The organism is Pseudanabaena sp. lw0831 (assembly GCF_016584665.1).
Taxonomy (GTDB): Bacteria; Cyanobacteriota; Cyanobacteriia; order Pseudanabaenales; family Pseudanabaenaceae; genus Pseudanabaena.
Map to the genome: position 1 here is coordinate 52,901 of NZ_BBJB01000067.1, position 13,938 is coordinate 66,838.

General features: G+C 42.6%; 14 protein-coding genes and 1 pseudogene. 8 read left to right on the forward strand and 7 right to left on the reverse strand.

Annotated features, from left to right (window positions below; all coding sequences use genetic code 11):
- The first annotated feature begins 161 nt into the window (after positions 1-161).
- Positions 162-1,901, forward strand: coding sequence for a serine/threonine-protein kinase (locus tag APA_RS13930; RefSeq protein ID WP_201322870.1), 1,740 nt, complete (start codon positions 162-164; stop codon positions 1,899-1,901).
- Positions 1,902-1,934: 33 nt separating this feature from the next.
- On the opposite strand, the gene APA_RS13935 is transcribed toward APA_RS13930, so the two are convergent.
- Positions 1,935-4,208 carry an Rne/Rng family ribonuclease gene (locus APA_RS13935; RefSeq protein ID WP_201322871.1) on the reverse strand — a complete coding sequence of 758 codons (2,274 nt, stop codon included), beginning with the start codon at positions 4,206-4,208 and terminating at the stop codon, positions 1,935-1,937.
- Between the two features lie 737 nt (positions 4,209-4,945).
- On the opposite strand from APA_RS13935, the gene APA_RS13940 reads away from it, so the two are divergent.
- The 5 genes and pseudogenes from APA_RS13940 to APA_RS13960 all read left to right on the forward strand — a co-directional run bounded on the left by APA_RS13940 (position 4,946) and on the right by APA_RS13960 (position 7,766).
- Positions 4,946-6,292: a histidine phosphatase family protein gene (locus APA_RS13940; protein ID WP_201322910.1), complete on the forward strand. Its 1,347-nt coding sequence runs from the start codon at positions 4,946-4,948 to the stop codon at positions 6,290-6,292.
- A gap of 173 nt (positions 6,293-6,465) precedes the next feature.
- Positions 6,466-6,654: a photosystem II reaction center protein PsbZ gene (psbZ, locus tag APA_RS13945; protein ID WP_072143510.1), complete on the forward strand. Its 189-nt coding sequence runs from the start codon at positions 6,466-6,468 to the stop codon at positions 6,652-6,654.
- A gap of 105 nt (positions 6,655-6,759) precedes the next feature.
- Positions 6,760-7,245: pseudogene (gene ribH, locus APA_RS13950) on the forward strand (6,7-dimethyl-8-ribityllumazine synthase); the annotation flags it as partial.
- Positions 7,246-7,302: 57 nt separating this feature from the next.
- Positions 7,303-7,488 (forward strand): hypothetical protein, encoded by a 186-nt coding sequence (locus APA_RS13955; RefSeq protein WP_201322873.1) that lies wholly within the window; start codon positions 7,303-7,305, stop codon positions 7,486-7,488.
- A 2-nt stretch (positions 7,489-7,490) separates the two neighbouring features.
- The gene (locus APA_RS13960) at positions 7,491-7,766 is read left to right on the forward strand and encodes a hypothetical protein (protein ID WP_201322874.1); all 276 of its coding nucleotides are present in this window, start codon (positions 7,491-7,493) and stop codon (positions 7,764-7,766) included.
- A gap of 3 nt (positions 7,767-7,769) precedes the next feature.
- On the opposite strand, the gene APA_RS13965 is transcribed toward APA_RS13960, so the two are convergent.
- The gene (locus APA_RS13965; RefSeq protein ID WP_201322875.1) at positions 7,770-8,213 is read right to left on the reverse strand and encodes an Rrf2 family transcriptional regulator; all 444 of its coding nucleotides are present in this window, start codon (positions 8,211-8,213) and stop codon (positions 7,770-7,772) included.
- Between the two features lie 88 nt (positions 8,214-8,301).
- A complete protein-coding gene (locus tag APA_RS13970; RefSeq protein WP_201322876.1) occupies positions 8,302-8,445 on the reverse strand; it encodes a hypothetical protein in 144 nt (47 codons plus the stop codon).
- A gap of 387 nt (positions 8,446-8,832) precedes the next feature.
- Between APA_RS13970 and APA_RS13975 the strand changes: the two genes are divergently transcribed.
- Positions 8,833-9,492, forward strand: a complete 660-nt coding sequence (locus APA_RS13975) for a sigma-70 family RNA polymerase sigma factor (protein WP_201322877.1) — start codon at positions 8,833-8,835, stop codon at positions 9,490-9,492.
- 49 nt (positions 9,493-9,541) lie between these two features.
- Positions 9,542-10,006, forward strand: coding sequence for an anti-sigma factor (locus APA_RS13980; RefSeq protein WP_201322878.1), 465 nt, complete (start codon positions 9,542-9,544; stop codon positions 10,004-10,006).
- A gap of 76 nt (positions 10,007-10,082) precedes the next feature.
- Here the strand turns inward: APA_RS13980 and APA_RS13985 are convergent, their stop codons facing one another.
- From APA_RS13985 to glpX, 4 genes are all read right to left on the reverse strand, one after another.
- A complete protein-coding gene (locus APA_RS13985) occupies positions 10,083-10,523 on the reverse strand; it encodes an HHL1-like protein (protein WP_201322879.1) in 441 nt (146 codons plus the stop codon).
- A gap of 77 nt (positions 10,524-10,600) precedes the next feature.
- A complete protein-coding gene (locus APA_RS13990; RefSeq protein WP_201322880.1) occupies positions 10,601-11,266 on the reverse strand; it encodes a Uma2 family endonuclease in 666 nt (221 codons plus the stop codon).
- A 76-nt stretch (positions 11,267-11,342) separates the two neighbouring features.
- Positions 11,343-12,644, reverse strand: coding sequence for a glutamyl-tRNA reductase (locus APA_RS13995; protein ID WP_201322881.1), 1,302 nt, complete (start codon positions 12,642-12,644; stop codon positions 11,343-11,345).
- A 223-nt stretch (positions 12,645-12,867) separates the two neighbouring features.
- Positions 12,868-13,911, reverse strand: a complete 1,044-nt coding sequence (glpX, locus tag APA_RS14000; protein WP_201322882.1) for a class II fructose-bisphosphatase — start codon at positions 13,909-13,911, stop codon at positions 12,868-12,870.
- Between the last annotated feature and the right edge of the window lie 27 nt (positions 13,912-13,938).

A 13,938-nucleotide genomic window follows, 5' to 3' on the forward strand; every position in this document is an offset into this window, starting at 1 on the left:
CTCTAGTTGTTTTGCAACGAAATGTTAAGCTTCGTGATTTTAGAGAATATTGTTAAGCTTAACGTCAGTTCTGTTTAAGTTTTTTGGGTTAAGAGAGGTTACGCTAAGCGTAACCTCTCTCAAAACTAGTTATAAATTTTCAGAGACATGATTATGCCCGTATGAATGAAAAATCCACCTCACAGTTCTCTAAATATCGGATCTTGGGTTTAGTTGGCAGGGGGCAATTTGGCAAGGTTTTGTGTGCGCGGATGCGAGATACAGGTAAATTGGTCGCGCTTAAGGAACTAGAGCACAAGCGATTTCCCACTAGTAAGCTCTTACGCGAACTGCGTTTTTTGTTGACTTTACAGCATGAAAATATTGTTACTTGCACTGCACTTATGCATCACCAAAATTATCGCTATTTAGTGATGGACTACTGTGAGGGCGGGACATTAAGGGATCTAATGAACCACAGCAAGACATTATCAGTGCAGCAATGCTTAGATTTAATTAATGAGATTCTGCTGGGCTTAGAACATGCCCATGGGGAAAATATTATTCATTGCGATATCAAACCTGAAAATGTATTGCTAAAAATTACATCTAAGGGATGGCAAGCAAAAATTTCCGATTTTGGGATTGCTCGGCTCAGTCAAGAAATAGGAACTGATAGCAACAATACTGGTTCACCAGGATATATGGCTCCTGAACGTTTTTATGGTCAGTTTTCGGCAGGATCAGATCTTTATGCAGTTGGGATTATTTTGTATGAGCTTTTAGTTGGTAAGCGTCCTTTTTCAGGAATGCCCACTGAATTAATGAATGCTCATTTAAATCATCGGATCATTATTCCCGATCGCTTGCCCCAATCGCTTGCCAAGATTATTACAAAATCACTCGAAAAACTACCAAAGCGCCGATACACTTCAGCCCAAGAGATGCGGCAGGATTTAGCGGCACTTCGTACTGAAGATTTTAGCCAGATTAAAACGGGGCTTGATGCCGAGAGTTGTGCGACAGTTTTCTTTTCTCAAAAGTCCCAACATTTCGCTCAGAAACAAATAGATGCAAAAATTATTGGGCTAGTTGGCGCAGAAAAATCTCGTTTTTATAGCACTTCCAGTTTTCTTTTGCATTGGCATAGTTTGAGCCTTGATCAATCAGAACAAGTCGCTAAATCTGAATATGAGATTGAGGCGATCGCTTTTGCCCGTAAGACTTTATTTGTGATTACCAATCGAGCAATCTATCAGTTTGGTCAAGGCAAGCCAAAATCTTTACATCATTCAGTGCAACCTTTTAAATGGGCAATTTCTCCCAATGGCGACTGGTTTGCAATATCTACGGGTAAACAATTAGAAATCCGAAATTTAGTCTATAACCGAGCTATGCGCTTGGAGTTTGCCACTAGAGACTTAATCTGCATTATTGCCTTCGATCAACATCATTTGTTAGCGATCGCAAATAAGCCAGAAACTAATGAAAGTCGGGCAATCGTCATTTCTCGACGCTGTAATGTTATGTATCGATTAGCTTTGCCCGTAGAGATCGCTTCTGGGATTGCGACATTTACTCACAATCGCGTACTTTTGCTAGAAGCTGGTAATCATAAAAATATCTTTTTGCTCGATCTCACTCCTTATCGACTTATAAGGATTCCCCTAGGATACGAAGCCTTACTTATGGTGGCAACGCCTTGGGGATATGCGATTACGGCAAATTACAATGATGATCAGACAATTTTGATGTTGTTAGATTTGCGCGGTAATAATATTAATAACTTGATTATTGATGGTGAAGTGACAGCGATCGCGCCAGTTGATAGTAATTTATTAGCGATCGCTACTTCAGAAATATCTGGTTATATGCTATATGCCATCAATCTTAAAAAGCTAGAAATTGATCTTGTCTTTTAAACCCAAAAAAGGCGGCGCTCTGCGCCGCCTTTTTTAGATTTGTGAAGCGGAGGATCGCTTACGTCGTGAAGCTTCAGGAGATTGAATTGGCACAAATTCTTTGGAAGCTTCTGACGGCTCACCTCTTAGATCAGAATTCTCATCCGTATCTGTTGACTCAAGTGGCTGCGCCCGATTCACCCTCAAAATTACTCCGTTAGAAGTGCCATTAGCCTTGACAGGGCTAACGACTGGAATACTGGCGACCACTTCAGATGGCAACTCGGTAATTTCTGGCTCTGCAAATCTTTCCGCAAAGTCATCTTCTTGAGCTTCTGCCGAATTACTTGTTTCAGTGTTTGAATCAAATTCTGATTCTGCGCTTGATTCATGATTTGATTCGGCACTTGATCGCAGGTTACCCATGCTATTCGCAATCTTAGGAGCCTGACCTGGCAAAGCAACTGTCACAATTACGTTACGAGGATCTTTAACCTCGCGATCTAGCAGTACCAGAGGAGAAACGCCGATTAGTGAATAGACATCTTGCTCTTCTTCAGTCATCTCCACCACAATTAACTCTGGTGGCTCAATGACTTTGGTGCGAATTTCGCGCTTACTAGGACGCTCAGGTAAATTTTCAGCAGTAACTACAGGTACATCATCAGTTACTTCAACCAATTCTTCGCTCGGCTCAGCGATCGCCTTAGCTACAGGAATATTGCTAGCAATGCTAGGCAAAGACAATTTAGCTGGAACTGACCGATCAACTACAATTTCACGTTCAATGCGTGGCTCAAAACGTGGCTCAATCAGCGGTTCAATGCGCGGCTCAAAGCGCGATCGCACATCTACGGCAGGAGCAACTTTTTCTGGCTCACGAGACTCGCGTGAATCCTTGTTAAGCATCGCCCGTTTACCGCGTCTACGCAAATTCCCACGCTCTTGATAGCTCGGATGGTTTACCAAATTAGGTTCCAGCCCACCACCCAAATCAGAATCCCCATCTTCATACTCAGAGGTAAAATCAAGCTGATTAGATTGCTTCGATTCCCAAGTCCGTGATGTCGCATCAACAGGTTGTCCTGCTGCTTCCCCAGGTAAATGCATTAAATGTCCTAAGCCACCACAGGTAGAGCAAGGACGACCAAACAATTCATAGATGCTTTGACCTTGACGCTTACGTGTCAGCTCCACTAGCCCCAACTCCGTAAGCTGAGCAATTTGAGGACGAGATTTGTCCGATTTCAAAGATTTATTAAAATGTTCAAGGAGCTGTAATTGATCGCGGCGAGTGTCCATATCAATGAAGTCCACCACAATTACGCCAGCAATATTTCGTAGACGCACTTGACGAGCAATCTCTACAGCAGCTTCACAGTTTGTCCACAGCACCGTCTCGCGGGAGGTTTGGGACTTGGTAAATGAGCCAGAGTTAACATCAATTACGGTTAAGGCTTCAGTTGGCTCAATAATAATGTAGCCGCCACTGGGCAGATCGACTCTAGGCTTGAGTGCCTCACGAATGCCAGCATTAACACGAAAGTATTCTAAAATTGGTGTGCGTTCACGATGGTGATCCAACATCAAACCGCTAGGAATTTTGCCGTCACCCCAGCCCAGCAAATGTTGTTTAATGCGGCGTAGACCATCACTAGTATCGGTAACGATCCGATTAACTTCAGTGCTATACAGGTCTCGTAAAACCCGTTGGACAAAATCTCGTTCGCGATCGAGCAAAGTCGGCTGGCGCGTAGTGGCGACATCTTGCTGAATGCCTTCCCACTGGCGTTGCAAATTATCGAGATCTTCAATAATCTGCTCCTCAGGCATTCCGTCTGCCTCAGTGCGTACCAGAATACCCATACCCGCTGGTTTAACCAAAATGGCAAGGGCGCGCAGACGATTACGCTCCGCCTCACTGCGAATGCGGCGGGATAGGTTTACGCCACGACCAAAGGGCAATAGCACTACATAGCGACCTGGTAAGGAGATATTTCCAGTTAAGCGGGGACCTTTGTTACCCGTTGGCTCTTTCATTACCTGCACAAGCACACGCTGTTGCGGTACGACTAGATCGCTGATTGAACCAGACGATCGCCGCATTTTCAAAGGACCAAGGTCAGTGATGTGAATAAACCCATTGCGATCGCCGTCACCAATATTTACAAACGCCGCATCAATACTAGTTAAAACATTTTCGACAACGCCCAAGTAAACATCCCCAACTTGGTGAGTTCCTGCGGCAACAACAATTTCTTCAATTTGATCTTCGCTAAATACAGCAGCAATTCGATACTGCTCGGCAATAATTATTTGCTTTGGCATTCAATTTCCTCAGAATTTCTTCGATTCAAAAGAGCCAGCCTAAGAACTTAACTGAAAAAATTTTTTCTAAACTTCATATAAAAATATTAAAAAAAACATCTTTCAAACCCTTTATTTAAGTAAATCGGCATAATTAAAACTTAGAATCAAAACCTATGATGCCCGCTGCGCGAACGGCACAGGTTTTGTTTTTTTATATTTAATTGCGCCTACTTAAATAGACTCAAAGAGTCTTTATAGGGGCTTCACAACAGAACATACCAATAACGAAAACAAGAAAAAAATTTCGATTGCAACCTGTCTCTATCGTCAACCAACTACTTAGCTATGTACCGAAGCTAGTAATTAGTCGCTGTGCCTGCTCTGACATCACGATAACGAGACATATTGCTTTGTATGGAAAATTGGTGGGGTTTCGTTAAAAGAATTAAGTTATTTCTTAGACTGGCTTTTATTAGACTATCTAAAAGGTGCTTACACCATTTGCCTAAAGCATTCAGCCTGTAGGTAAAACAGCGTACTTGATGATTCAAGTTTATGATTATGGTTTGTAAGCTCGATCGCTTAACTAGCAGCTAGATGCGTTTTAGCTAACAGCCAGCTTAAGCCTATCGTAGTATTATAGCGCAGCATTGAGCGTTACATTTTCTTAATAGTGTTTTAATATTGATAGTTGTGTCAGGGATAAGGCGCAGCCGTATCCCAAAACTTAAAGTGAAGAAAATGAGGGTAAGGTTCTGAGTACGCGAGTAGTTATCGTCCGTCACGGTGAGAGTAATTTCAACATCCTTAGTAAAATCCAAGGTAGGGGTAATTATGATCGCCCAGAATTGCAGTCTGTCTTGACCGATAAGGGCAAACAGCAAGCTAAGCTAGCGGGAAAAGCTCTGGCAAGTCTTAGTATTGATGTTGCCTATGCTAGCCCTTTAGTCCGCGCTCAGCATACCGCCAGACTCATTTTGTCTGAAAATTTTAATCCTCCTGAGTTAATTACCACTGAAGATTTATTAGAGATTGATCTTAGCGAGTGGGAATCGATGATCGCTCATGATGTCAAAGAACAGTTCCCTGAGAAATATTATCTCTGGCAAAACGAGCCAGAAAAATTTCAGTTAGGCGATCGCTACCCAATTCTCGACTTATTTGAACAAGCCAAAACTCTATGGTCAGAAATTTTACCTAAACACCAAGGTAAAACTATTTTACTAGTGGGGCACAGTGGTATTAATCGCGCTTTAATTTGTGCAGCGATCGGTATTCCCGTTAGCCTCTATCACAATATTCAGCAAGTCAACTGCGCTATTAGTATCCTTAATTTTCAAGGTGCAAGCATCGCTGACGGGGTACAACTTGAATCCCTCAATCTCGCCAGCCATCTTGAGGATATTTCAGGCTCACCATTACCTGCTGTTAAGAAAAATCACAACGGGCCACGTTTATTGCTAGTCCGTCACGGTGAAACTGAGTGGAATCGCCAAAAACGTTTTCAAGGACAAATCGATGTGCCACTTAATAATAATGGTCATGCTCAAGCTAGACGCGCCAGTGAATTTCTAGCAAAAGTTAAAATCGATAAAGCCTTTAGCAGCCCCATGTTGCGACCTAAAGATACTGCTTTAGAAATTTTAAACAAGCATCCCCAGATCAAGCTTGAGCTTTTTGATGAACTCAAAGAAATTTCCCATGGCTTATGGGAGGGCAAATTTGAGCATGAAATCGAGGCTGAGTTTGCGGGGCAACTAGCTCTCTGGCAAGCTCAGCCCGAAACCGTACAAATGCCTGAGGGCGAGAATTTGCAAGAGGTATGGGATCGGGTAGCGATCGTTTGGCAAAAAATTGTCGATTCAGTTCCTGCTGGTGAAACTGCTTTAGTTGTCGCCCATGATGCTGTAAACAAAGCGATTCTTTGTCTATTATTTGACTTTACACCTGAACAATTTTGGGTCTTTAAGCAAGGAAATGGTGGAGTAAGTGTAATCGATTATCCTCAAGGTGCAAAGGGTTCTCCAGTTCTACAGTCTGGGAATATTACCACTCACCTATCTGAAGGAGTACTCGATCGCACTGCTGCAGGAGCTCTTTAAATAAAATTGGTTTTGAAGAAAGTCCGCCGCCAGCGGACTTTCTTCAAAACCAATTTTCATGATGAGAATTGCTGGTTTCATTTACCTCAAACTGAAGAGAGACGCATTTTCTGCTAATTTGGTGTAAAGGATTTTTCTTAGTATCTTGTTTTAGTATTCGGAGTTTAAATAAAGTGACTATTCTATTCCAACTTTTATTGGCTGCTTTTGTATTGTTTTCCTTCGTTTTGGTGATTGGTGTACCTGTAGCTTACGCATCCCCTAGCTCTTGGAACCAAACAAAGCCACTTTTATTTCTTGGCTCTCTAATTTGGTTAGCATTCGTAATTGTCATCGGCATTTTGAACGCTTTTGTAGCTTAGATCTAGCTAATAAACTTATAACAAACTCCCAAAAGCCTTGCTGAGCAAAGTTTTTGGGAGTTTCTCCTTTGATTAATCATTTGAAAATCGCTATAAATTAATTCTATGACCGTTTTTGAAGGTAGCTTTACTAATACAGACAGTTTGCGCTTTGCGATCGTCGTAGCGCGGTTTAATGACCTGATCGTCGGTAAGCTTCTGCAAGGATGTCAAGATTCGCTTCTGCGACATGGTGTTGATGTCTCGGAGACGGGCAGCCAAGTTGATTATGCTTGGGTTCCTGGGAGCCTCGAAATCTCGATGGTCGCAAAAGAATTAGCAACTTCGGGTCGTTATGACGCGATCATTTGCCTAGGAGCAGTCATTCGCGGGGATACCCCACATTTTGACTATGTGGCGAATGAGGTTTCTAAAGGTGTAGCCGCAACCTCTTTTCAGACTGGTGTACCGATTATTTTTGGGGTGTTAACCACTGACACGATGCAGCAAGCTCTAGAACGCGCTGGCATCAAAGGTAATAAGGGATGGGAGTTTGGCATGGGTGCGATCGAGATGGCAAACCTCATGCGTCAAATTCGCAGCAAATCTGCCTAAAAACTTAAACAATCTATAGGGTGAAGCTAAAATATTGCTTGATAGACAAAAGTAATGGGCAAGAAAAACCATGAAAAATCTATTAGATCTCTTAATCAAAGAATTGATGAACACAAAGTGAAAATTATTAGGGAGTTAGAAAAAGACTATCCCGATCAAGGATTAATCCGTCACTGGCAAACAGAGATTCGCGCCTTTGAAAAAGGCATTGAGAAGGCAACTAAAAGATTAGGGAGATAAATATGCAGGTTACAGATTTACCAGTAGATAGCCTACCTACATATCGACCAATATCGATTAAAGATCGCACATTAAACACATTAATCTCAGAATTGGGAATCGAATGCCAAAGAGCGATCACACTTATCCATCAGCTTCAATTACCAAATCTAAGTGATAGTCAGCTTGTTGATGTTTTAGCAGAATTAAACGCTTCAGCAATTCACTTACATGCTCATTGTGGTGATGATTTTCAGGATCTAATTGCCGATGAGTTAGAAAATATTTCTAGTGAATAAGATTCACACGATAAATCCTGCACTTTGTCCTTGGGATGCTTGCCAACTGCGAGCATCATAATATAAGTCTTCCAAACAAATACTATAAAGAGCATCCTTAAGCTTCCGATCAAGTCTTTGCCAAAGTGCAAATGTTACCCAATCAGAGGCAAGTTTTTCCTGTGGCTTTAGTCTGGGTAAGGGATAAGTATCTTCGCCCACTGCCGCCAAAATTTCGCCCAGAGAGATGTCTTTAGGCGATCGCTTTAGCTTATATCCACCTTGTACCCCACGAACTGACTCAACTAAATCCGCTTTGCGAAGAGCCATCAAAATTTTTTCTAAATATGGTGCTGGGATAGATTGGCGATCGCTAATTTCGCGAACCGAAGCTGGTTTGCGTTTTGCCCAAACAACCAGATCAAGCATCGCCTTCACACTGTAATGACCTTTTCTGGTTAGTTTCATAAAATCTACGAATTTAGAGGGAGGCGCAAATCGCCTCCCTCTAAATATATTAAATCCACGAATTAGAGAGCGACGCGCTCTACGAATATTAAAAAAGAAAGGACAAATCGACAGGAGCGGGCAGCATCTCACCGCCGCGCCAATCGAGTAACTGCACCAAAATCAAATAGCCAAAACCCAAAATTACGGCGACAACGCCAGTAAAAACCGATATCCATTGCGATCGCTGCATAAGTAAATCTAAGTACTAAGTATATTTAAGTAAAAAAATCAGATCAAAAATCTAAGGAAATCTATGAATTAACAAAAACATCCAAACTAACTGCTATTATCCCTCTTGAAATATCTTTAAATCATCGATATTTAGATAAAACCTGAATTTAGGTAAAACTTACAGTACTTTGCATTGATTAATGACAGATTTTCTGAGAAAGTCCTGCCATGCAGGACTTTCTCAGAAAATCTGTGGGTTCAGTGAATCTACAAAGTGCTATATATCAAGTAAAGCTCTATTTTGATAGGAACAAACTTTTTCAACTCTTCGTCCTAAAACTTGAACATAAAGACACAGACTTTTCAAGTCATGTGCAGATTCAAGTTCAGTAGGAGCGAGTAATTGATGAGTTATAGCCTATCTTGGTCAACCAGCATCGGAGGGTACGCGCCCTCCAACTCCGTGTCCGTTGATAAGCTCCCCATCGTTGAACTGGTACAACTGTGCCAAACCGAAGCGCAAACCAGTAGGTCTGCGTTTGCAGAACTCATGCGACGTAATCAATCCTATGTCGATCAAGTTTTGTATAAACTCGCTCCTGACTGGCAAGATCGTGCTGATCTTGCGCAAGAAGTCTGGTTGCGTGTATATCGCAATATCAAGCGCTTGCAAGAGCCTGAAAAATTTCGTGGTTGGCTGAGTCGGATTGCTACAAACTTGTTCTATGACGAGTTGCGTAAGCGTAAACGCGTTGGCAACTCAGTTTCCCTCGACGCGCCATTTATGTCTGGCGATGGTGATGAAATGACTTGGGACTTGCCTAGCGCTGGCCCTAGTCCGATAGACAACATGTCTACGCAGGAGTTTTATGAACAACTTCGCAAAGCTATTCAAGATTTACCTTCTAGCTTCCGTGAAACTATCGTGTTAAGGGAAATCCAAGGTTTATCCTATGAAGAAATTTCTGAATTAACAGGTGTATCGCTTGGTACAGTAAAATCACGTATAGCTAGAGCAAGATTGAAGCTACAAGCGCAACTACAACCCTATTTGTCAAATTTGTAACGAGGGGTGTATTTAAGTTATGAGTGCTAACCAAATTTTTAATAGTTCTATGATTATTCCAGAGGAGCGCTTTGAGTTACTCAGTGCGTATATAGATGGCGAAGTAACTGAAGCTGAAGAGCAACTTGTCGAACAGTGGTTGTCCAATGATGTTGATTTCCGTCGTCTCTATCAACAACAACTAATGCTGCGGCAATCACTAATCGATCTACCAGTGCCTGTAGCAGCACATTCATCGGCCAAAACAGAGGCAGATGTGATGATTAATCGTGTCTTTGCCGAGATTGACAAGCGATCGCAGCGTCGCAAATGGAAATTAGCAGGTATTGGTATATCCGTTGCTGCTGTGCTTGGAGTATTCAGTTCGATGTTCACATTCAACTCTAGCCCTCAATTTAGCCCAGTTGCAAACAGTATTAAGTCTCCTGCTCCTACCCAAGTAAAACAAGAACCAATCTTAATTGCTATGGAAGAGCCACTAGTTCCTTTGCCAAAGTCAATGAGTTCCAAATAAGTCATCTATAAAAACAGAATTGGTGGGGCGGCAAAGCCGCCCCACCAATTCTCTAAAATTAGTTCTAATTACTTGTCTATTTAGTTTCCTTCTTCTTAGTTACGCTATTGAAATATTCCTTCGCCTTAGTGAATGCATACTTCAACTTATCGCCAATTGTCGGATCAGGCAAAATCGCGACTGTAACTTCCTCGTCAGGAAACTCTTTCAAACGATAGCCATATTCCAAATTGTCTTTGAACTTCCGCAAAATAGGATACAAACGGATTGCGCCTTTCAATAACTCCGCTTCCTGTTGAAAAATAGCCTGACTAATTTTATTGCTACGTTCCACTGCCATCGAACCCGCAGGAACCCATTCTTTACCCTTGATGCGGATAAAAATATTGAACTCAGGCAACCCCTTACCCTTCATCTCATCATATTTACTAGCAGCCGCCTCACGCTTGTTGGGTGCTTTCTTCTTTTTAGATTGACCAGATCCACCAGCAAATCCCGTCACTTTAGTTGCGCCCATCACTTTACCTTTAGTTTTTAAAAGAGATTTTTAAATGTGTTAACAAAAGTTTACTTTAGTCGATGATGCAAACACAATCATTCTTTAGACAAGAAAAGTGAGGATAGGTTTGTTTGCATCCAAGCACGAAAATCACGCATTGCGGCACTGCGTCCTTCGCTGACGCTAAGTTCTAGAAACTGAGGAATGATATCGCGCACAGGGATATTGCCAAAAGTAGGGCTAAGTTCTGATTCGAGATATTCACCATCAGATAAGATATAAATTTTGAGTGTTTTATCGTATAGCCATAGTTCAGGTACGCCGAGGGCGCGATACACATTAAACTTAGTCTTAGAAGTAACATCCACTTCGATCGCTAAATCAGGAGGCGGATCAATAGCCATATTAAGTTTGCGGATTCCCCTCATGGCGACATTATTTTGAATATAGAAGCATTCATCAGGCTCTAGCCCTGCCCGTTTAGCCTTGGCTTTGAATGTAGTAGAGCCATAGCCTTCAAAGTCTAGCTCCATTGCGTCAAGCAATGCTTTTACAAAGTCGGCAAGTAGGACTTTAATTTTTTCATATTCAGGCAAGGGCATAACAATTTCTAATACACCGTCTAAGTAAGCAATTCTTGTTCTACGCTTTTCGCCTAGGTCATCAAGAATAGATTCAAATTGTGGCCAGTCAATATCATGTAGGATCGTACTTTGTCCTTCGGGGATCTCAATCTGAGAAATGCGTAATAACGTGGTCATTTGAATATCTCCTACAACTATGCCACTGACTACAGTTTACGTAAATAAAAAAGCCGCCTTGAGGCGGCTTTTTTATTTACCCTTCTTTGAATTGGCTAGATGGTGAATCTAGGTCGAAAAGTACTTGTAACATTTGCATCGCACGGCGGCGCGTCTCGATGTCTTGTTGAGCGCGTAACTGCACCATCGGATCATGCAAGATCTTGTTGATAATGCCGCGAGTCATACTCTCGATTACATCCTGATGCTTGTCCGCAAAGTCATTACCGAGGCGAGATAGAGCTTTTTCCATTTCTTGCTCGCGAATGATTTCTAACTTTTGACGGAGCTTGCTGATCGTGGGTACAGTTTCTAGCGATCGCCACCACATGTCAAACTCAGACACACAACCTTCCAGCAAAATCTCAGCTTGCATCGCCATTAGACGACGACTTTCTTGATTTCCTGCTACCACCGCCTGCAAATCATCGACGTTGTAAGCTCTAGTGTTTGGCAATTCTTTGACATCGGAACTGATATTGCGGGGTACAGAAATATCAACGAGGGTCAAACCAGTGTGATTTCTGGCGATCGCTTCGAGATTTTGGCGATTAAGGATCACTTCAGTCGAAGCAGTACTAGTAAATACGAGATCGGAGATTGCCACACAATCTAACATTTGATCTAACGGACGGATATCAAACTCCGCATCGCTAGCCTCAAATTCCTTAAGCATCGCCGCAGCGCGATCGCGCGATCGATTCACGATCGCAATTTTTTTCGCTCCTTTAGAAATCAAATGCTTTACCAACAGGCGAGACATTTTGCCAGCACCGACGATTGTCGTATGCTTATCAGATAAATTTTCGAGCTTGATTTGAGCCAGCTCGACTGCTGCCGAACTGATCGACACTGCACCTGTTCCAATTTCGGTTTCAGTACGAACGCGCTTACCCGCAGACAGAGACTGTTTAAAAAGTTGGTTGAGAATCCGACCTGTGCCATTATTTTGCTGGGCGAGGCGATGGGTATTTTTGACCTGCGCGAGAATTTGTCCCTCGCCAAGCACTAGACTATCTAAACCCGAAGCAACTCGCATCAGGTGAGTTACGGCATCTTGACGAAGCAGAATAAACAGATAGCGACGTAGATACTGTAGAGGTAGTTGGCTAAACTCTGAAAGAAACTGCATAATTTCGCGAATACCACTTTCGGCTTCGTTAGTAACTACATATAACTCTAAGCGGTTACAGGTGCTTAAGATGGCAGCTTCTTCAATACTCGGATAGCTCATTAGTTGAGCGATCGCAGCTTCCATGCGATCTTCGGGAATACTCAACTTTTCCCTTACTTCCACAGTCGCCGTTTTATGACTCAAGCCAACAACTGCAATATTCATATCGTAAATGCGTTTCTTATTTAGGACTGGAAAAAATTATCTTATTGGAAGAGCTTATCAGGAGATAGCTACCAGTGTAGTAGGTACTTATTACTCCTTAACTTTCTGTAATATAGATGTCGTCATTCTTTAAAACCGAAAAGATGAGAGGCGGCGCAAAGCGTTGCCTCTCATCTTTTCGGTTAATATTTACAGAGCCTACGGCGCTGGCAGTTCTATATAATTAGCGCAGATTGATAGTTTTAGGGTTGTCGCTTGTCAGGTGAATGGTGTCAACGAAACGAGCAGTCTTGGATTGAGTTGAGATAACCAAAGACTGAGTACGGCAACCGCCGCTAAAGAAGCGCACGCCTTCCATCAAAGTACCAGGGGTGATGCCACAACCAGCAAATAAGACATTTTTGCCACAAGCCAATTCGTTAGCATCATAGACTTTATCGCCATCAGTGATGCCCATTTCCTTAAGACGAGCCAAGTTACCTTCGCGGGTCCACTTAGCGCTTTCAGGAGTATTAACTTCGGCTGGGTCATAAACTAAACGACCTTGGAAATGTCCACCCAAACAACGCATCGCGGCTGCCGAGATAACACCTTCAGGAGCAGCCCCGATACCCATCAGAGCATGGATATTAGTACCAGCAAAACCACAGCAAATTGCGGCGGATACGTCACCATCACTGATTAGACGTACACGAGCGCCAGCAGCACGGATTTCAGCAATCAAGCCTTTGTGACGAGGACGATCCATAACGACAACGACTAATTCTTCGATCGCACGATCTAGACATTCTGAAAGAATTTTTAAATTTTTGGTAGGTGTGTTGCGAATATCTACATGACCTTTTGCCGCAGGTGGCGCAGCTAGCTTGTCCATATAAAAGTCGGGAGCTTGGAACAATCCGCCACGCTCAGAGATGGCAAGAACTGCCATCGAGCCATTTTGACCGTAAGCAACTAGGTTTGTACCTTCGCAAGGGTCAACAGCGATATCGATTTCTTGTAATTCTTCGATGGTGCAGAATTCGGCAGCATTTGTCTGTGTGCAGATACCAACTTCTTCGCCGATATATAGCATAGGTGCTTCGTCGCGCTCACCTTCGCCAATGACGATACGTCCGCGCATATGAATCTTGTTCATACGTTCGCGCATTGCTTCAACTGCGGCTTCGTCGGCTTCGTCTTTTTTGCCCAAACCCATCCACTTAGAAGATGCGATCGCCGCTTGTTCAACGACCTCAATAATCTCAAGACTGATTGTACTATCCATGCGTAGAAATACCTATTACCTAAATTT